At 66.0% G+C, this 19,077-nt stretch carries 16 protein-coding genes; 14 read left to right on the plus strand and 2 right to left on the minus strand.

Translation table 11 applies throughout. The features are described from left to right. Nucleotides 1-136 precede the first annotated feature (136 nt). From IPN92_12060 to IPN92_12075, 4 genes are read left to right on the plus strand one after another with little or no spacing between them, the layout of a single operon-like run. The gene (locus IPN92_12060; protein ID MBK8638959.1) at nt 137-1,105 is read left to right on the plus strand and encodes a zinc-binding alcohol dehydrogenase; all 969 of its coding nucleotides are present in this window, start codon (nt 137-139) and stop codon (nt 1,103-1,105) included. A 16-nt stretch (nt 1,106-1,121) separates the two neighbouring features. Beyond that, nucleotides 1,122-1,526: a 6-carboxytetrahydropterin synthase gene (locus IPN92_12065; GenBank protein ID MBK8638960.1), complete on the plus strand. Its 405-nt coding sequence runs from the start codon at nt 1,122-1,124 to the stop codon at nt 1,524-1,526. Continuing rightward, nucleotides 1,523-2,746 (plus strand): glycosyltransferase family 4 protein, encoded by a 1,224-nt coding sequence (locus tag IPN92_12070; GenBank protein ID MBK8638961.1) that lies wholly within the window; start codon nt 1,523-1,525, stop codon nt 2,744-2,746. Before IPN92_12065 ends, IPN92_12070 begins: the two co-directional genes overlap by 4 nt. After that, nucleotides 2,739-3,752, plus strand: coding sequence for a class I SAM-dependent methyltransferase (locus IPN92_12075; protein ID MBK8638962.1), 1,014 nt, complete (start codon nt 2,739-2,741; stop codon nt 3,750-3,752). The genes IPN92_12070 and IPN92_12075 overlap by 8 nt, the downstream gene beginning before the upstream one ends. Before the next feature lie 46 nt (nt 3,753-3,798). Here the strand turns inward: IPN92_12075 and ubiG are convergent, their stop codons facing one another. Beyond that, the gene (gene ubiG, locus IPN92_12080; GenBank protein ID MBK8638963.1) at nt 3,799-4,578 is read right to left on the minus strand and encodes a bifunctional 2-polyprenyl-6-hydroxyphenol methylase/3-demethylubiquinol 3-O-methyltransferase UbiG; all 780 of its coding nucleotides are present in this window, start codon (nt 4,576-4,578) and stop codon (nt 3,799-3,801) included. A gap of 34 nt (nt 4,579-4,612) precedes the next feature. Beyond that, on the minus strand, nt 4,613-5,293 hold the full coding sequence (rnt, locus tag IPN92_12085; protein MBK8638964.1) for a ribonuclease T: 681 nt from the start codon (nt 5,291-5,293) through the stop codon (nt 4,613-4,615). 184 nt (nt 5,294-5,477) lie between these two features. On the opposite strand from rnt, the gene IPN92_12090 reads away from it, so the two are divergent. The 10 genes from IPN92_12090 to IPN92_12135 all read left to right on the plus strand — a co-directional run bounded on the left by IPN92_12090 (nt 5,478) and on the right by IPN92_12135 (nt 19,072). After that, nucleotides 5,478-6,371, plus strand: coding sequence for a TraB/GumN family protein (locus tag IPN92_12090; protein ID MBK8638965.1), 894 nt, complete (start codon nt 5,478-5,480; stop codon nt 6,369-6,371). Between the two features lie 383 nt (nt 6,372-6,754). Next, complete coding sequence (locus IPN92_12095) at nt 6,755-7,423, plus strand: response regulator (GenBank protein ID MBK8638966.1); 669 nt, start codon at nt 6,755-6,757, stop codon at nt 7,421-7,423. Next, nucleotides 7,420-8,808, plus strand: a complete 1,389-nt coding sequence (locus tag IPN92_12100) for a two-component sensor histidine kinase (protein ID MBK8638967.1) — start codon at nt 7,420-7,422, stop codon at nt 8,806-8,808. The genes IPN92_12095 and IPN92_12100 overlap by 4 nt, the downstream gene beginning before the upstream one ends. Before the next feature lie 96 nt (nt 8,809-8,904). Further along, a complete protein-coding gene (locus IPN92_12105; protein ID MBK8638968.1) occupies nt 8,905-12,255 on the plus strand; it encodes a fibronectin type III domain-containing protein in 3,351 nt (1,116 codons plus the stop codon). A gap of 121 nt (nt 12,256-12,376) precedes the next feature. Then, entirely contained in the window at nt 12,377-12,913 is a 537-nt protein-coding gene (locus tag IPN92_12110; GenBank protein MBK8638969.1) for a TlpA family protein disulfide reductase, read from the plus strand. Between the two features lie 193 nt (nt 12,914-13,106). Further along, entirely contained in the window at nt 13,107-16,826 is a 3,720-nt protein-coding gene (locus IPN92_12115) for a PKD domain-containing protein (GenBank protein ID MBK8638970.1), read from the plus strand. Between the two features lie 184 nt (nt 16,827-17,010). Next, on the plus strand, nt 17,011-17,799 hold the full coding sequence (locus tag IPN92_12120; protein MBK8638971.1) for a VacJ family lipoprotein: 789 nt from the start codon (nt 17,011-17,013) through the stop codon (nt 17,797-17,799). Nucleotides 17,800-17,947: 148 nt separating this feature from the next. Further along, entirely contained in the window at nt 17,948-18,325 is a 378-nt protein-coding gene (locus tag IPN92_12125) for a hypothetical protein (GenBank protein MBK8638972.1), read from the plus strand. A gap of 26 nt (nt 18,326-18,351) precedes the next feature. Further along, nucleotides 18,352-18,687, plus strand: a complete 336-nt coding sequence (locus IPN92_12130; protein MBK8638973.1) for a nucleotidyltransferase domain-containing protein — start codon at nt 18,352-18,354, stop codon at nt 18,685-18,687. Next, on the plus strand, nt 18,674-19,072 hold the full coding sequence (locus IPN92_12135; GenBank protein MBK8638974.1) for a HEPN domain-containing protein: 399 nt from the start codon (nt 18,674-18,676) through the stop codon (nt 19,070-19,072). The genes IPN92_12130 and IPN92_12135 overlap by 14 nt, the downstream gene beginning before the upstream one ends. The last annotated feature ends 5 nt before the right edge of the window (nt 19,073-19,077 follow it).

Raw genomic sequence — 19,077 nt, forward strand, 5'->3', positions numbered from 1 at the left:
ATAGAATCGCGTCTTTCGGGAGACAGGACCATGCCGATCAGCCCAGCACCATCCCCCCAGCGCCTGACCCGGCTCGATCATGGCTCCTCCTAGCCTCCCCCTCGGTAACGCCGAACCCTGGACGGAGGCCACGACCCTGGCGGCGGAGGCCTATTGGCTCCTCGCCCCCGGCCAGGGCGGGATCTGCACCGAGACCTTGCCTGGGCTCGAGCCTGGCGATGCCCAGGTCCGGACCCTCTACAGCGGCATCAGCCGGGGCACCGAGTCCCTGGTCTTTCGGGGCGAGGTGCCGCCCAGTGAGTTTGAGACCATGCGCGCCCCCTTTCAGGCGGGCGATTTCCCCGGTCCGGTCAAGTATGGCTACTGCAGCGTGGGGCTAGTGGAGTCCGGCCCGGCGGACCTGCGCGGGCGGCGGGTCTTCTGCCTTTACCCTCACCAGACCCGTTACCGGGTCCCGGCCGCGGCGCTCCATTTCCTCCCGGAGGGGGTGCCACCGGGCCGCGCCGTGCTGGCCGCCAACCTGGAGACCGCCATCAATGGCCTCTGGGACGCTGCCCCTCGGGTGGGGGACCGCATCGCCGTCATCGGGGGCGGGACCCTGGGTTGCCTGGTGGCCTGGCTCGCCGGTCGCATCCCAGGTTGCCAGGTCGAGCTCATCGATACTAACCCGCGGCGGGCCGGCATCGCCGCCGCCCTAGGGGTGGCCTTCGCCGCCCCGGTCTCGGCGACCCCGGAGGTGGATCGGGTGATCCATGCCAGCGGCTCCGCCGCCGGCCTCGCCCTAGGGCTGCGCCTGGCGGGTTTCGAGGCGACGGTGCTGGAGCTGTCCTGGTATGGCACCCGGGAGGTGGCGCTGCCCTTGGGGGCTGCCTTCCACCGCCGCCGGCTGACCCTGCGTTCATCCCAGGTGGGTAGCATCGCCACCGCCCAGCGGGCGCGCTGGGATTTTCGCCGCCGGATGGGGCTGGCCCTGTCCCTCTTGACGGACCCGGCCCTTGATGGGCTCATCACCGGCGAGGATGCCTTCACCCAACTGCCGGAGATTCAGGCCCGACTGGCTCGCGACCCCGGCGACACCCTGATGCACCGCATCCGTTACGACTGACTAAGGGAATCCGATCATGTACAGCCTCAGCGTTCGCGATCACGTCATGATCGCCCACAGTTTTCGCGGCGCCGTCTTCGGGCCGGCCCAGCGGCTGCACGGGGCCACCTATGTGGTGGATCTGGAGCTGCGCCGGCCCAGCCTGGACGCAGACAACCTGGTGGTGGACATCGGTCTGGCGAGCCAGGCCCTGCGCGCCGTCCTCGCCGACCTGGACTACCGCAATCTGGACGAGCACCCGGATCTCCAGGGCCAGAACACCACCACCGAATTCATGGCGCGGCGGATTTTTGAGGGGGTGGCGGCCAGTCTGGCCGCCGGGGAGCTGGGGGCGTCGGCGCGGGGCATCCAGTCCCTGCGGGTGGTGCTGCGCGAGTCTCACCTGGCCTGGGCCGCTTACGAGTCGGAGTTGTCCGCCTGAGCCCGCCGAACCCCCCGGGGTCCGACGGGCGGCGGCTCTGGGCCCTGGTTCCCGGCGATCTCGACACCCCCGCCGGCGGTTACCGCTATGACCGGCGCATCCTGGCCGGCTTGGCCGGTCTGGGCTGGGAGGTGGCGTACCGCACCCTGGACGCCAGCTTTCCGGCACCGACCCCAGCGGCCAGGGAGCAGGCGCGGCAAGTCCTCGCGGCCATTCCGGACGACGGCCTGGTCTTGGTGGACGGGCTCGCCTACGGTGTCCTCCCTGAACTGGCGGAGGCCGAGGGGCGGCGGTTACGTCTGGTGGCCCTGGTGCATCATCCCCTGGCGTTGGAGGCGGGGTTGTCTCCAGAGCGGGCCGCCACTCTGCGTGACGCCGAGGTCCTTGCCCTGGCCCAGGCGCGGCTGATCCTGGTGACCAGTCGTTTCACTGCCGCCCTGCTCGCCGGCTGGGGGGTGCCCCCGAGCCGGCTGCGGGTGGTGGAGCCGGGGACGGACCCGGCCCCCACCGCCCAGGGCTCGGGGTCCGGGACCTTGCGTCTGCTCTGCGTCGCCTCCCTCACCCCCCGCAAGGGGCATGACCTGCTGCTGCGTGCCCTGGCGGGGCTGCGGGAAGAGTCCTGGCACCTGGACTGCGTCGGCAGCCTGGACCGGAACCCCGCCTGGGCCGCGGGCCTGATCCGGCTGCGGGATGAACTTGGGCTGGCTGGGCGGGTGAGCCTCCTGGGTGCCCTTGGCGAGGAGGAACTGGAGGACTGCTTTGGGGGGGCGGATCTGTTCGTCCTGCCCTCCCGCTTCGAGGGCTACGGCATGGCCTTCGCCGAGGCCCTGGCGCGCGGCCTGCCGATCCTGGCCACCCGCGCCGGGGCCAGCGGCGAGACGGTCCCCCCGGAGGCGGGGCTGCTGGTGCCGGCGGATGATCCGCTGGCCTTGGGGCAGGCGCTACGCCAGTTGCTGGTCGATCCAGCCCTGCGGGGCCGTCTGGCCAAGGGTGCCCGGGCCGCCGGCTTGTGTTTGCCGACCTGGCAGGATGCCGTCGCCGCCTTCGCCACCGCCCTTGAGGAGGCTGTGGGGCAAGCCGAGCAAGAAGCAAAGGCGGCTACCCAAGAGGGGGCCCGGCGGGTTCTCGGGGAAATCCGGCTGAACAGCAGCCCTGCCCATGACGAGATGACCCAGCAGGTGGTCGGGATGGTCATCCCGGAGGTGGCGCGAGATGGGTGATTTCAGCACCGCCTGGCTGGCCCTGCGGGAGCCGGTGGATAGCCGTGCCCGTTCCGATCGCCTGCTGCGGAGCCTGCTGGCGCTTCTCACGGCATTCAACCACCCCCCGGGCGCCGAGGTCGCTCAGCCCCTGCGTATTCTTGATCTGGGCTGTGGCACCGGGGCTAATCTTCGTTACCTGGCCCCTCGTCTGGGCCTCGAGCCAGACGCCGGCCCCTGGGCATGTCAGGACTGGATCTGCGTGGATAGGGACCGGAGGCTGCTGGCCGATCTGACTCACCGCACCGCGGACTGGGCCAGAGGCCGGAACCTCACGGCCATTGTCCAGGGCGAGGGGCTAATCATCCAGGGTGCCCAGGGTGTCCCGGCCTCGGGTCCCCACTGCCGGGTCAGGACCCTGGACCGGGATCTGGCCCGGGGGTCGGAGTCCCTGCTTCTGGGCCCGGGTACCCTGGTGGTCGCCTCCGCCCTGTTGGATCTGGTCGCGGCGGACTGGCTCGCCGGCCTGCTGCGGGCCTGCGCCAGGAGTCGCTCCCACCTCTACCTGGCCCTCACCTATGACGGCCGGATCGACTTGTCCCCCGACCACCCCCACGACGGGACCCTGATCGCCCTGGTCAACGCTCATCAAAACCGCGATAAGGGGCTGGGTGGTCCCGCCCTCGGGCCCTCCGCCCCCGCCCGGCTGGCGGAATTGGCGGCGGGTCTAGGCTTCGCCCTGGAAGCGGCTGACAGTGATTGGGTACTGGGGCCAGACGAGCCGGAGCTCCAGTCGGCCCTGGTCGCCGGCTGGGCGGTCGCCGCCCGGGAGCAGGTGCCCGCCGGGCCTGAGTCAAGGGGCCTGGACGAGGAGATCTGCCGCTGGCACGAGCGTCGCCAGGCACACATCGCCGCCGGACTTTTGCATATCCGGGTGGGCCATCGGGATGCCCTGCTGTCGCCGCTTAGGGAGGGTTCAGAAACAAGCGGCGCAAGGCTTGCCCGGAGTCGGCGTAGGCTGCGCTAATCCGACTTACGGATGTACCGGTTGTTTTTGAACCGTGACGTAGCGGCTAGCGCCCGTCGGGACGAACGGTTTCCGGACCCGGGTCCTTGCGCAGCAGCAACATGTAGTTGACGCCCAGATAGCGGCTGTAATGGAAGCTGCGGTTAAAGGGGTTGATACGCACGCCGGTGCGATGGAGGAGGGCGAAGGGCGCGCCGAGGCCGGCGGTGACCTCGGAGGGCTTGACGAGTTTTCGCCAGTGGTGAGTGCCCTTCGGCATCCAGCCCAGGATATATTCCGCGCCCAGGATGGCGATCAGGAACGCCGCCCAGGTCCGGTTGATGGTGGCCACCACCATGAGGCCCCCCGGTCGGACCAGGGTGCCGCAGACCGACAGGAAGGCCGGCAGGTCTTTCACGTGCTCCACGACCTCCATGTTGAGCACGGCATCGAACTGGGCGCCACTGTCCGCGAGGGCCTCCGCGCTCGTCAGCCGGTAGTCTGGAGCCAGGCCGCTCTCCTGGGCGTGAATTTCGGCGACCCGGATATTCTTGCTCACCACGTCGATCCCCGTGACCTGGGCGCCGAGGCGTGCCAGGGACTCGCTCAGGATGCCGCCGCCGCAGCCGATATCCAGCAGCCGAAGGCCCGCCAGGGACCGCTCGCTAGTGGGATCGGTGCCAAAGGCCTGGGAGAGGCGATCGCGCAGGTAGCCGACGCGGAAGCCATTAAGCCGGTGCAGGGGCCAAAAAGGTCCGTTTGCATCCCACCAGCGGTGGGCCAGCTTCTCATAGTAGGCGACCTCGTCGGGATCGATGCTCGGGGCGCTCGGCGGTGGGGTCGTCATGGTGGCTAAGGGCTCCGCTGCTGGCGGGTGGGGATTAATCGCGAAAATCAGGGTCCGGGCCCTGTGGCCCGGGCGGGCCGGCTTCCCAGATCCGCACTGGGTCCAGTTCCCGCCAGCGATTGACGATCTGGCAGAACAGCTTGGCGGTCTGCTCCACGTCATAGATGGCGGCGTGGGCCTTGCTATTGTTCCAGCCTAGGCCGGCGACCTGAGCGGCGCGGGCCAGTACGGTCTGGCCAAAGACCAGCCCCGCCAGGGAGACGGTGTCGAAGACGCTGAAGGAATGAAAGGGGCTGTTCTTGAAGCTGTTGCGCTCCACCGCCGCCTTGAGGAAGCCGAGGTCGAAGGCGGCGTTGTGGCCGACCAGGATGGCCCGGTTGCAGCCGCTGCTTTTGACTGCCTTGCGGATGGGCAGCAGGATGCGGTTCAGCGCCTCCTGTTCGGGCACGGCGTCGCGGAAGGGGTGAAGGGGGTCGATGCCGGTGAAGGCAAGGGCGCGCGGGTCGATCTCCGAGCCGAGAAAGGGCAGGACGTGGCAGGAAAGGGTGGCCCCGGGGAAGACGTGCCCACGCTCGTCCATGCGGATGACGCTGGCGGCGATCTCCAGCAGGGCATGGCGCTGGGGGTCGAAGCCGGCGGTTTCCACGTCCACCACCACCGGCAGGAAGCCGCGAAAGCGCCGGGCAATGGTGTGAAGCTGTTCTAGTTCGTTCATGGGCACAGAATAAGAGTAGCGCCCTTAATTGCAAAGGCCTTTGCGGTCGGCCTCGCCGGGATGCTGTCATCAAGCCTACCGGGAGGTCTTCACGGCGTCCCCCAACCGCCGCCACCCGACCCGACCCTGAAAACCGAAAAACTCCTATAGTGTCCGCCTGGAGAGGGATGGAGAGGGTGGCGCGATGACAAATCCAGTGAATCCGGTTCCCAAGCCCCTGGCCCGCCTGGCCCGCCTGGCCGGGTTGGCCCTGTGGCTGCTGCTGTTCACCGCCGCTGGGGGTGAGCGCGCCCTCCTGTTCGAAATCAGCACGCCCGCGGCGCCTCCCTGCTATCTCTTCGGCACCCTCCATAGCGAGGACCCGCGGGTGCTGGCACTGTCGCCCGCGACGCGGGACGCCTTCGAGGGGAGCCCTGTCTTTATCCTGGAGATGATCCCGGATGCCCAGGCGCTCGCCCGCTCTATGCAAATCATGGTCTACGGGGATGACCGCGACCTGGCGCGGGTGGCCGGGGCGCCGCTCTACGGGCGCCTGGTCGAGGCCGCGGCCGAGTTGGGCCTGCCCGAGGCGGCGATCCGGGGCCTCAAGCCCTGGGCGGCCGCCACCCTCCTGGGCCTGCCTCCGGCCCGGACGGGTGAATTCCTCGATATCCACCTCTACCGGACGGCCCTGGCCACGGGTAAGGAGGTGATCGGCCTGGAGACCATCGAGGAGCAAGTCGCGGTCTTCGATAGCCTGGGCGAGGAGGATCAAATCCTCATGCTGAAGGAGACTCTGGACACCCGGCACCAGCTGCCCCTGATCTTTGAGCGCATCCTCTCGGCCTATCTCGATCGGGATCTCACCGCTTTAGCGCGCCTCGGCGACGAGTACCTGGGCCAGGGCGACCCCGGGCTAGCGGAAAATTTCCGGCGCGCGGCCCTGGATGATCGCAACCTGCGCATGGCGGCGCGTCTGGACGCCTATCTACGCGCGGGCGGCTGTTTTATCGCCATCGGCGCCCTGCACCTGCCGGGAGAAGATGGGCTTCTAGCGCGCCTTGGGCGGGCCGGCTTGCGGGTGCGGGCGGTGGATTGATGGGGCTCAATCGCACCCAGCTATCGGCCAGGGTTCCCAGTTAGGATGCCGATAACCTCTTGGTTGGGCGGTTGATAGGGTTGGGACCTTTCGTGGAAAGGCGCCGACTCGCCGTCTGTGCGCCTAGGCCGCCAGGGCGCCTCTGGGGCCTAGGGCGATTGAGTTGGATCCATAAACACCCTATATTCCCTCCAAGGTTCAACAGTTGGCTGTCGGGTCATGGGTTTCGAATTTTTCCTCCTGGCTTGAGTCAGCCGGTGCGGACAGGGATCTACTGGCAAGTAGCCAAAACCGCAAGACAGGCATCCATTCTTCGTTGGGCTAACACCCTAAATCCAAGCCTTACCTGGCAATATTTCTGTCTGATAGCTTGTTGGGGAAAGATGCGCGTACTCATCGTCGAAGATGACCCTCTGCTGGGGGCGGGACTGGTGACCGGACTCGGTCAAGATGGCTTTGCGGCGGACTGGCTGACCGCCGCCGAGCCTGCCCTGCATGCCCTGCGTCTCGAGCACTTTGACCTGCTGGTACTCGACCTGGGGTTGCCAGGGCAGGACGGTCTCTCGCTGTTGCGGGAGTTACGGCAGGAGGGTTCAACCTTGCCGGTGTTGATACTCACCGCCCGGGATTCCGTCGCGGAGAAGGTCGCTGGACTCAATGCGGGTGCCGATGACTATCTGGTCAAGCCCTGCGACCTGGACGAATTAAGTGCCCGGCTGCGCGCCCTCGCGAGGCGCGGTTGGGGTCGTCCCGCGCCTCTGTGCAGCGCGGGAGACCTGACCCTGGACGCCACCGCGCGGGTTGTGACCCTGGCTGGGCAAACCCTGACCTTGTCACCCCGGGAGTTCGACCTGCTTGAGGTCCTGATCTCTCACCCCGACCGGGTGGTGCTCCGGGCCCGCCTGGAGGCCAGCACTCAGGGCTGGCAGGGCGAGGTGGAGAGTAATTCACTGGAGGTCCACATCCATAATCTGCGGCGCAAGCTTGGGAAGGAACGGGTCCTGACGGTACGAGGCTTTGGTTACCAACTGGTCTCGGAGCCGACGTCTTGAACTCCATCCGGCAACGACTGATGCTGTCCCTGTTTGGCCTTTGGATCGCGGTCTGGGCCGCGGTGGCCATGGTCGCCTTCGAACGCTCCGGTCATGAGGTTGACGAACTCCTGGATGCCCAGATGGCCCAAACCGCCCATGTCCTACGTAATCTCAGTTCCGGTGGGCCTCCGTCCGGGATGATCGCGGCCCCCCAGGCCTTGTCCACGGTGGGTCACCCCTACGAGGCGAAGCTGAGCTTCCAACGCTGGCAGGGGGACCATCTGAAGGCGAGCTTCGGCGCGGCGCCATCCGCGCCCTTGGCGCAGACGATGGGATTTTCGGACCAGGTGCTGGCGGGTACCTCCTGGCGGGTTTTCGGGCTGCCAGGCACCCGCCCCGACGAGGTCCTGTTCGTGGCCCAGGATTATTCGATCCGCAAGGAGTTGGTTGATTATCTGACCATTCACGCCTTGAAGCCCATCCTCTGGTCCCTGCCGCTCAGTATGCTGCTGATCTGGCTGGCGGTGAGTGACGGTCTTGGCCCCCTGTACCGCCTTGCCAGAAGTATTACCCGCCGCTCGGCGGATCGTTTGGGGCCGATCGACGGGGAGGGTGTCCCAGTGGAGATCCGCCCGCTCACCGAGGCCCTCAATGGCCTCATGGAGCGGCTCGACGAGGCGCTGGCCATGGAGCGGCGCTTTGCCGCCGATGCCTCCCATGAATTGCGCACCCCCTTCGCAATCATCCGCACGCACGCCCAAATCGCCCAGCGCAGCGGCGATCCCGCCGAACGTCGCCAAGCCCTCGATAACCTGATCCTGGGGGTGGACCGGGCGACCCGCCTGATCGCCCAACTCCTGATTCTAGCCCGGCTCCAGGGCGAGTCTCAGCAGGTGGAGCAGGGTGTCTCATCCCTCGCGGGGGCCGTTAGCCGGGCCGTGGCGCACCAGCAGGCCGCCGCGCAGAGCCGGTCGATCAGCCTGACCGCCCTGGTACCCGAGGGTCTCTACAGCGTGGTCGCGGTGCCTGGGGAGGTGCTGGGCACTCTGGTCGGCAATCTCGTGGAGAACGGGGTCAAGTACACGCCGCCGCGGGGCTGGGTCCAGGTGGCATTAGTACCGGAGCGGGGCTGGCTCCTGCTGCGGGTGACCGACTCCGGCCCTGGCATCCCACCCGCCAACAGGGAGCGGGTCTTCGACCGCTTCTATCGCCAGCCTGGTCAATCCCAGGGAGGGGCGGGTCTGGGGCTCTCCATTGTACGGCGCATCTGCACCATGTACGGTCTGGGAATCGAGTTGCGGGAAGGGGCGGAGGGGGTGGGCCTGGCGGTTGAGGTGCGCTTCCCCTTGTCTTCCGACTCCCGGCCCTCAGCCCCCTTGGGTGTCGTGGAAAAAGGGTCTTAAGGTTTTCTTAAGCCTCCCGGTTGTACTGTGACCATGCATGTGGCGGTAACCGCCGCCAAGAATAATGATCCACAGCCCACCCAAGAGGAGAGGCAGATGACCAACCCCCAACCACGGCGCCACAAGCGCTACTCCCTTAGCTCCGATCAAGCCCCCCCAGGACCATCCAAGGCGCAGCATGGCTTGGGTCTCGAGCTGTCCATGGCTGGCTTGGTTCGAAGCAACTCCATCCCCTTGGGGGTGGCACTATCCATTGGGCTGGCGTTGGCGTGGCCGGCCGTAGGCTCGGCGGCATCCTGTACCATCTCGCCCAGCAACCCGACTATCAACATGGCCGGGAGCGTTTCCTGGTCCGCCACTTACAGCGGTTTCTCGAGGTCGCCGACCTACGCCTGGACCTTCCCGGGCGGCAACCCCGCCAGCAGCACCAGCGCCACCCGCAGCGTCAGCTATGCCAATGCCGGGGCCTCCACCACCAGCCTGAAGCTGACCCGAGGGGGCACCAGCGCGACCTGTACGTCCACGGTCACGGTCCGGGATACCAAGGCCCCGACGGTCCCCGGGGGTCTCACCGCCACGCTCGCCGGTGCCACCCAGGTCAACCTGGCCTGGTCCGCCTCGACGGATAACGTCGCGGTCACCGGCTACCGTGTCGAGCGCTGCACCGGTGCGTCCTGTACCAACTTCGCCCAGATCGCCACCCCGACCACCGCCAGCTACAGCAACACCGGCCTCACCGCCGGCACCACCTACCGCTACCGGGTACGGGCGGCGGATGCGGCGGCCAACTTGAGCGCCTACTCCAGCACTGTCAACGCCACCACCCCGGCGGGCGATACCACGAAGCCAAACGTGTCCATCTCCACCCCGACCCCCGGGCCCTACCACGCCCCGGGCATCGTGCCCGTCAATGCCACCGCTACCGATAACGTCGGTGTCACCAAGGTCGAGTTTTACGACGGGGCCACGCTCCAGGGGACCGATACCAGCACTCCCTACAGCTACAACTGGTCCATCGTCGCCAGCGATGCCGGAACTAGCCATAACTGGACCGCCAAGGCCTACGACGCGGCCGGCAATGTCGGTACCACCGCAGCGCTTAGCCTGACCGTGGCGCCCCAGGCCCCCCACGTCTCCATCAACTCCACCAGCCAGAACGCGCTGGATGTGGGTGTGGACCCCTACACCGTCGGCGCCGTGACCGAGGGTCCCAAGCCGAAGAGCGCCAATTCCCTGAGCCCTACCGCCGGAACCGGCACTACCGGCTATCAGGTGGTCGCCATCAACGATCTCGGCATGCACTGCGGAGATCTAGACACCCGCGTCTCCAGCATCCTGCCGCCTTTCCAGGTCCTGCTCGCTCAGGTCATTCAGAAGGGGGCCAAGCCCGTCATTCTCGACAAAACCCAGGCCAGTGTGACCTACACCGCCGCCTCCAACGCCAATGACCCGATCCTCGGCAAACCGCTGGATCCGGGCACCGGCTATCCCTTCACCGGCCTGACCGGCAGCGGCGAAGTCTTCAAGACCAACTTCTGGTCGGTCGCCTTCAACGCCTACGACCCCTTCTACCCCCCAGGCGTGCTGGCCAGCTTCTACGATCCCAACAACCCGGCCAACAACGCGGACGACAGCCTGCCGGTGCCCAACGTCGAGGATCTTTATATAGGCCCCGATGGGCTGGTCAACAGTGGGGATGAATTTCTCTCCGCCGTCCAGCATGCCATGCCCGGTATCGCCAACCCCTACCTGGCCAACGCCGCTCAAACGGCGGAGGAGCACTACGGCGACAAGCCCTTCTTCGTCAACTTCCCCTTCGGCTATGTGGCCAACGGCGTGAACTGGTTCGAAGGGGCCGGTGTGCCGTTCGCCGCCTTCGATGACTTCGGGCGTGAGAATCCCTACCCGCTGGTGCGGGTCCAGGCCAAGAACAATACCGGGACCGTACTGGCCACCGTCGATACCGTCCTGCCAATTTCCGGCGAGGCCAGTTGCAAAAACTGTCACGGCGACCCGGTGGATGTGCCCGACAGCCTGCACCCGGGCGCGGCCAATGCCAAGCTGATCGCCGCTGGACTGCCGGTGGCGAGCAGTCTGGCCGACCCCCTTGAGGGGACGGATGTGCCTATCGCCGTGAGCGTGGAGTACGCCACCGACATCAACGTCCTGCGTCTACATGACGTCATGCACGGTGCGGCCTACCGCGATACCACGGGTGCGGTCACCGCCTGTAACGGCATCACCTCCGCCACCCCCAACGGTAACGCCAACTGCCTGACTAATCGGGCGCTCGACCAGGGCAAGTCGGTGGTCTGTCAGGTCTGCCACTACACCCCGGCCCTGGACCTGGCCCAGTTCGGCCCCCTCGGTGGTGATGCGGCCAACCCGGATGCCGCCGCTAACGGTCGGGTGCAGCGCATCCAGAAGAGTAACTCCCGCGTCCTGCACATGGCCCACTCGAAACAGACCACGCTGTTTCCGGCCATGCCCGCCCCGACCGCCGACAGCGCCGCCACCGGCCTGCCCGGCAACCAGGCCGCCCGCGAGGCCGTGCTCGAACAGACCTGTTACCAGTGCCATCCCGGTACCAACACCAAGTGCATGCGTGGGGCCATGGCCGACGGCGGCATGGTCTGTCAGGACTGTCACGGAGAACTGGCCCAGGTTGGTAACGACTTCACTGCCAACGTCACCGCCGCCCAGCCCTTCCCGGCCGGGGCCGACCTGACCAAACGCGTGCCCTGGGCCAACGAGCCCGGCTGCGGGTCTTGCCACACGGGGGATGCCACCAGCAACATGGCTACCGCCGCTGGGACCGCGGTCAATGGCTACGACACCAACGGCAATGCCGACGGTATCCGCCTGATCCGCGCCTATCTCAACAACGACGCCAATGCCAAGCCCATCGTTCCGGCCAACAAGCGCTTCGCGGAGAATACCATCGCCGCGAGCTTCAATGGCTTTGCCAACCCGGGGGCCGGCAACCAGAAACTTTACCGCGTCAGCACGGGTCATGGTGGGGTCATGTGCGAGGGCTGCCATGGGGCGACTCATGCGGAGTGGGACGCCGACAGTTCGCCCTTGCAGAACGACAACGTCACCGGCAACCAACTCCAAGGCCATTCCGGAACCGTGAGTGAGTGCAGCACCTGCCACACCACCAGTGCCATGTCCGCCAGCACCCAGGGCGGCCCGCACGGCATGCACCTGGTCAACGATAGCCGCTTCTGGAAGCAGTCGCACAAGGACATGGCCAAGGCCGAGAACGGCAAGACGGGGGGCGGGACCTGCGGGGCCTGCCACGGGGCGGATCACCTGGGTACCGTCCTGTCGCGTACCCCTGTCGATCGCAGCTTCAGTGTGGAGGGGACCAACCGTACCCTGCTGGCCGGCGATCCGGTGAGCTGCGGCCTCTGCCACAGCGTGAGCAAGAGCTTCGGGCAGTAATCCAACAACTTTCCTAGGTAGGCGCGACGGCATCTGGCAGATGCCGCGCACTTGGGCCCCACCCGGGCAACCGGGCGGGGCCCGTTTTTTTGGCTCGCTCTAATCTCTGGAGGAACTAGCCATGCCTAACGCCCAACGCCTGATAACCCTCGGCCTGGTTCTGGCCGTCAGTCTGGCCCTACCCTGTTGGGCCGGAGAGTTGCGCCCCCTGGAAGCCAGGGACGCCCCCGCCTTGGAACTGCCAGACCTGGGCGGGGCTATGCATCGCCTCGCCGACTGGCGTGGTCAGGTGATCCTGCTCAACTTCTGGGCCAGTTGGTGCCAACCCTGCGTGGCGGAGATGCCGGGGATCCAGCGCCTGGAGGAGCGGATGCGGGGTCGCGGCTTCGTTGTCGTTGGCGTCAACGTGGCGGAGACCCAGCGGCGAGCGACCCGGAGTGTGGAGCAAATGGGGCTCGGTTTCCCGGTCCTGCTGGACGCCGAGGGTGGGACCTTTCACGCCTGGGGTGGCAAGGGCCTGCCCACCAGCGCCCTGATCGACCGCCAGGGCCGCTTGCGGTATGTCGGGCTGGGACCCCTGGAGTGGGACGGGGCCGAGGCCTTGGGGCGGGTCGAGTCTCTCCTCGAAGAGCCCGTCTCCGCCGGGGACGGCGGTTGAACCGAGGGGGGCGGATGGGCAGGCACTTGGGGGGGGCCCTTGTCTTCCCGCTTTCAAGCTTCATATAAAGCAAATTGTTTTGAGGAACTGAACTTAAGGTTTTCTTAAGCCTCCCGGTTGTACTGTGATCATGCAGTTGGCGGTAACCGCCTTCGCGACCAATGATCCACAGCCCACCCCAAAGGAGAGGCAGATGACCACCCCCCAATCATGGCGCCACGAGCGCCACCTTCCCGACCCCGCTCAGGAATCGCCACCGCGACGACCTCTAGGGCGTCGCTTGGGTCTCGGACTGCTCATAGCGGGCTTTGCCCTGGCTGGTTTTGCCCAGGTCGAGGCCGCCGACAATGATGGCGTCGCGCCCAGCGCGGCCATCGCCTTGAGCATTGACAGTGCCTCTTGGAACAACAGAGAACGACGTCTGCGCGCCACGGGCAACGCGCCGGCCGATGTTAGGGTCAAGCTGGTCAATGCCTACAACCCATCCCAGGTATTGGGTTCGGACGAGGCCGAAGACGACGGCGACTGGTCCATCAGAAAATACAGGCCGAGCCCGGTGCCCTGTGCGGTGCGCGCCCTGACGCCGGACGGCAATTACATCGATCGTGCCGTGAGCAATACCCCGTCCACCTGTTCCCCCAAGGCCCCTACGCCGACCAACCAGGCCCCGACGGCCAAGGCCAACGGGCCCTATAGCGGCCTGACGGGCGCCGCCATCAGCTTCAGCAGCGCCGGTTCCACTGATACCGATGGCACCATCGCCAGCTATGCCTGGACCTTCGGGGACGGCGCCAGCGCCACCACCGCGAATCCGAGTCACGCCTACGCGACCGCCGGCACCTTTAATGTGTCGTTGACGGTCACGGACAACCTGGGCAAGGCCTCGACCGCGTCCGCCACCACCGCGACCATCACGGCGCCCCCGGTCAACCAGGCCCCGACGGCCAAGGCCAATGGGCCCTACAGCGGCACCACGGGCGTGGCCATCAGCTTCAGCAGCGCCGGTTCCACTGATACCGATGGCACCATCGCCAGCTATGCCTGGACCTTCGGCGACGGCGCCAGCGCCACCACCGCGAATCCGAGTCACGCCTACGCGACCGCCGGCACCTTTAATGTGTCGTTGACGGTCACGGACAACTTGGGCAAGGCCTCGACCGCGTCCGCCACCACCGCGACCATCACGGCGCCTAACGTCGCTCCCACCGCCAAGGCCAACGGGCCCTATAGCGGCCTGACGGGCGCCGCCATCAGCTTCAGCAGCGCCGGTTCCACTGATACCGATGGCACCATCGCCAGCTATGCCTGGACCTTCGGCGACGGCACCAGCGCCACCACCGCCAATCCGAGTCACGCCTACGCGACCGCCGGCACCTTTAACGTGTCGTTGACGGTCACGGACAACCTGGGCAAGGCCTCGACCGCATCCGCCACCACCGCGACCATCACGGCGCCCCCGGTCAACCAGGCCCCGACGGCCAAGGCCAATGGGCCCTACAGCGGCACCACGGGCGTGGCCATCAGCTTCAGCAGCGCCGGTTCCACTGATACCGATGGCACCATCGCCAGCTATGCCTGGACCTTCGGGGACGGCGCCAGCGCCACCACCGCGAATCCGAGTCACGCCTACGCGACCGCCGGCACCTTTAATGTGTCGTTGACGGTCACGGACAACCTGGGCAAGGCCTCGACCGCGTCCGCCACCACCGCGACCATCACGGCGCCCCCGGTCAACCAGGCCCCGACGGCCAAGGCCAACGGGCCCTATAGCGGCCTGACGGGCGCCGCCATCAGCTTCAGCAGCGCCGGTTCCACTGATACCGATGGCACCATCGCCAGCTATGCCTGGACCTTCGGCGACGGCGCCAGCGCCACCACCGCGAATCCGAGTCACGCCTACGCGACCGCCGGCACCTTTAATGTGTCGTTGACGGTCACGGACAACTTGGGCAAGGCCTCGACCGCGTCCGCCACCACCGCGACCATCACCGCCGCGGTGGCCTGCACCTCGCCAATCCCGGAGCATTGCAGCATCACCGCCTACACGGGGCCCGAGGTGTGCGTCGCCTGTCACGAAGGCGAGGCGCGCGATATGCATGGATCCGTCCATTACCAGCAGGGTGGGGCCTTCCCCAACGTGACGAATATTCCGTCGGACTTCAAGTCGGCCGGTGAGCGGCCCGCCAAGGCGGCGGCGAGTGACCTGGTGGCGACTGGCGTCAACACCTACTGCGGTACCCATGAGAACTCGCCGCGCTTCACCTGCGCGGGCTGCCATGTGGGTAACGGGCGCTTCCCGATGGCCCAATCCCTCTTCGAAAAGCTGGCTCCCACTTCGGTGGAGGCTCATACCCAGTTGGCGAATATCGACTGCCTGATGTGTCACCAGGAGGTTTACAAGCGCTTCCCCGATTGGACTTCCGCTGGCCTGGGCTTCAGTGATTTTAGTCTGCTGAACCTGGACACGGATCCCACCACCGGCAAACTCATTCGCTCGGATGGCGACGCCGTGATCCGCACGGGGTTCCAGGGCATCCCGAACGTCAGCGCCGCCGGTGACTTCCTGTTCAAGCCGGCTGGTAAGGACACGCTACCTGCCTCGGTGCCTATGGTACCCATGACCCTGACCACCCTGGCCGCGGCCCAGAATGTCCATGCCACGACCCGTCAGTCCTGCCTCAACTGCCATGCGGGGGCGGCGGGTGCCGACGGTGCCAAGCGCGGTGATCTCTCCAAGGAAAACGTTAACCCGAGCCTGACGCTGGACATGCACATGAGCCCGGCCGGCGCTGACCTTACCTGTTCCGATTGTCACGACGCGGTCGGGCCCAATGGCGAGAGTCACCGGGTACGGGGTCGTGGTCTGGATCTGCGGGCGAATGATGTGCCCGGGCGTTTCACCTGCGAGACGGGTGGTTGCCATAACAGCACCCCCCACGGCGACTTCAGCAACACCACTGGCTCCAGCAAGGACAAACATGCCATGAAGGTCGCCTGCCAGACCTGTCACATCCCGTCCTACGCCAAGGCGGCGGTGGGCACCGAGATCGCTCGCGACTGGCAGGACCCGCACCCGTCCGACTCCGCCTGTAATGGTCGTGGCGGTTGGCTGCCGCGGGAGGATAAGGGTGGTCTGGGTACGGCATCCCTCACGCCTATCTACGAATGGTTCGATGGCACCAGCGAGATCGCCTATCTGAATGAGTCCCTCACGGGCGTGCCGACGGTGCCCCTGGACGCTACGGTGGCGACCAATTTTGTCGGGAACTTCAATCCCGGTGATCCCACCTATGTCCTGGGTCAGCCCAATGGCGACGTGAAAAGCGCCAGCGCCAAGCTCTATCCCATGAAGGAACATTGGGGCAAGTTGGCTCGCGACGACAGTAAGAACACCCTGGTTGCCCACTCGACCTTCGAGTTCTTCCGCACCGGCAGCTTCTGTCGCGCGGTGGCGGTGGGCCTGGGCATTGACGAGGCCAATGCGGAGACGAGCACGGTGTGCGACGGTCTCCCTGGCGGTCTCGAGATGCCTTCGGGCACGACCACGGTCCCGGTCTTTACCTATCAGACCATCAACCACGGGGTGGAGCCCAAGGCCAATGCCCTGGGCGGGACCACCAAGGGCTGTGGCTCCTGCCACCAGGATCTCACGGGAGGCCCGACGCGGTTGGATATGGTCAGCCTGGGTTATGGCCCACGGACCGCCACGAGCGTAGTGGTTAGCACCAACAGGACCACGCTGAACGGCAATCTGGACAATATCTGCAGTCAGTGCCATAGCAACGAGACGAGCGCCAGTGATCGTGCGTTCGCCGAGGTCCATAAACGTCATGTGTCAAGCAAGAAAAAGGATTGCGCCGCCTGCCACAACTTCTCGCGACCCGAGAGGAGCTTATCCCTCAGTAAGAATTAAGGGCTTGATCCGAAGGTGACTGGGCGGGGCAGGGATGCCCCGCCTTTTTTTTGTTTAGGGAATTTTCCTAAGCGCTACCGCCAGCGCCCTCGGGATCGCTTCTGGACATCCGCCAATCTCTGCTGAGCCGATTTACCGCTTATGCTAGTATCCGCCTTTCGAAGGCACCCGGCGCACCGAGGCGATGGAAAGGCGCACCTTTATGACGAGAAGAATTTTCTTATCCCTGGGCACCTCCCTCATGCTCGTCCTGGGGGGCTGTACCTCCATCCCGGAAGACCAGCGTGATCCCCAGGATCCCCTGGAGTCCTACAACCGGGCCATGTTTAAGTTCAACACGGACCTGGACACGGCCTTTGTCAAGCCCGTCGCTAAGGGCTACAAGGCCGTGGTGCCCAAGCCCGTGGATCAGGGCGTCACCAATTTTTTTAATAACGTCAATGACGTCAACTCGGCCGTCAACAATCTCCTGCAGTTCAAGGTATCGCGTTTCGGCACCGATGTGGGACGCGTCGTCGTCAACACGACGGTCGGCATCGGCGGCCTCATCGATGTCGCCACCAATATGGGGCTACCCAGCTACAAGGAGGATTTTGGGCAGACCTTTGGCTATTGGGGCGATGTGGATAGCCCCTATCTGGTGCTGCCCCTGCTGGGCCCCAGCACCTTGCGCGATACGATTGGACTGCCAGGGGATATTGCCGCCAATCCCTTCTTCCATGTCTGGAATACCAATACCGCCGCCAACTGGGGCATGATCGGCCTGGATGTAATCGACACCCGGGCGGACTTGTTGGCGGCCAGCGATGTCCTGGATTCGGCCGCCGTCGATCCCTATGCCTTTGTGCGTGATGCCTATATCCAGAAGCGGCGCTATGCCATTTTCGATGGTAATCCGCCGTCGGACCCCGGGGAGCCGGACATCTGGGCCGAAGAGGACGCGGCTAAAGCGGCCAAGGCGAAAAAGCCCTGATGGCCTCCAGGTGGCCATCCCTCTTGGCACACTTGACATCCTCACCACCCTAAAGGAGGGCGGTTCCCGCGGCGCTACGCCCAAGGATGCTCGCGCTCAGTAGCCGCTGTGGGTTGCCGGGCCAGCGCCCCACCGGGCGAAGGTGGAGATGGACAGGCTGCTGACCGGGGAGAACCTGCCGGCCTTCGAGCAACTGGGCGCCCTGCTGTTCCACATGGCGACCCATCAGGCCCGGCCCATCGCCGCCGAGCCGGAGGAGGTCGCGGGGTGCGGCTACCTGGGGGCCTCGTCGGCGCAGCATGTGTGGCTGATCTACCGCCCGGACCTGGACTTCCTCAAGTCCCGCGACGCGGCCCTGACCCTCTCGCGCGCCCAGGCCATCGCCGGGGCCAAGCCGGACAAGCCGCACCTGGTCTATGCCCCGACCCGCTTCGTTTCGAAACGGGTCCTGGAGGACGCCAAACTCCCCGTCGAGGTGGCCTTTGCACCCCTGCCCTATGCCCTCTACCGCGTGGAGCGCCTTTAGCCCTTAATGAATCCGGAGCCAAGGCCATGAGCGCAGATGAAGCCGCGTTGCTACAACAGATGGTGGAGACGATCGTGCGGGAGGTCGACCCGGAGACCATCATCCTGTTCGGCTCGCGGGCCAGGGGGGAGGCCCGGCCGGATTCCGATGTGGACCTGTTAGTGGTGGAGCGTGAGCCATTTTCGCCCGCGCACAGCCGCATCCGGGAGGCCAACCGGCTCTACATGGCGCTGCGCAACCTGCCCGTATCAAAGGACCTGTTGCTGTATAGCCGGGATGAGTTCGAGCAATGGAAGGGGTCCTTGAATCATGTGGTCGGTCGCGCTTGCCGTGAAGGACGGGTCCTGCATGGGCGACTTTGAACATGCTCGCTCGTTGGTGCGGCTCGCCTACCGGGACTTGAACGCGCTGATTGGGATGCAGGATTCGCCGCTGTTCGCCGACGAGATCGTCGGGTTTCATGTACAGCAGGCGGTCGAGAAGGCGCTGAAGGCATGGCTCAGCGCGCGTGGCCGCGAGTATCCGTTGACCCACGATTTGCCGCGCCTGCTTTCGCTATTGGAGCATGACGGGGCCGAGGTCGAACCATTCTGGCCGCTGGCGCGGTTTGCACCCTATGCGGTTCAGGCGCGCTACGCGGAAGGGTTGCCCGAGGCGGACGAAGCACGAGATCGGCCCGCGCTGATTGCGGAGGTGACGGCCCTACTGGAGCACATCGCTGCTTCACTTGGCGACTTGGAGATTTAATCCGC

Source organism: Chromatiaceae bacterium, from assembly GCA_016714645.1.
Taxonomy (GTDB): Bacteria; Pseudomonadota; Gammaproteobacteria; order Chromatiales; family Chromatiaceae; genus M0108.

Bases quoted from the DNA above. Each gene is read 5' to 3' on its own strand.
- IPN92_12130 (MBK8638973.1), top strand. From the start codon at position 18,352: ATGAGCGCAGATGAAGCCGCGTTGCTACAACAGATGGTGGAGACGATC.
- IPN92_12120 (MBK8638971.1), top strand. From the start codon at position 17,011: ATGGAAAGGCGCACCTTTATGACGAGAAGAATTTTCTTATCCCTGGGC.
- IPN92_12095 (MBK8638966.1), top strand. From the start codon at position 6,755: ATGCGCGTACTCATCGTCGAAGATGACCCTCTGCTGGGGGCGGGACTG.
- IPN92_12115 (MBK8638970.1), top strand. From the start codon at position 13,107: ATGACCACCCCCCAATCATGGCGCCACGAGCGCCACCTTCCCGACCCC.
- rnt (MBK8638964.1), bottom strand. From the start codon at position 5,293: ATGAACGAACTAGAACAGCTTCACACCATTGCCCGGCGCTTTCGCGGC.
- IPN92_12125 (MBK8638972.1), top strand. From the start codon at position 17,948: ATGGACAGGCTGCTGACCGGGGAGAACCTGCCGGCCTTCGAGCAACTG.
- IPN92_12135 (MBK8638974.1), top strand. From the start codon at position 18,674: ATGGGCGACTTTGAACATGCTCGCTCGTTGGTGCGGCTCGCCTACCGG.
- ubiG (MBK8638963.1), bottom strand. From the start codon at position 4,578: ATGACGACCCCACCGCCGAGCGCCCCGAGCATCGATCCCGACGAGGTC.
- IPN92_12110 (MBK8638969.1), top strand. From the start codon at position 12,377: ATGCCTAACGCCCAACGCCTGATAACCCTCGGCCTGGTTCTGGCCGTC.
- IPN92_12105 (MBK8638968.1), top strand. From the start codon at position 8,905: ATGACCAACCCCCAACCACGGCGCCACAAGCGCTACTCCCTTAGCTCC.
- IPN92_12065 (MBK8638960.1), top strand. From the start codon at position 1,122: ATGTACAGCCTCAGCGTTCGCGATCACGTCATGATCGCCCACAGTTTT.
- IPN92_12075 (MBK8638962.1), top strand. From the start codon at position 2,739: ATGGGTGATTTCAGCACCGCCTGGCTGGCCCTGCGGGAGCCGGTGGAT.
- IPN92_12090 (MBK8638965.1), top strand. From the start codon at position 5,478: ATGACAAATCCAGTGAATCCGGTTCCCAAGCCCCTGGCCCGCCTGGCC.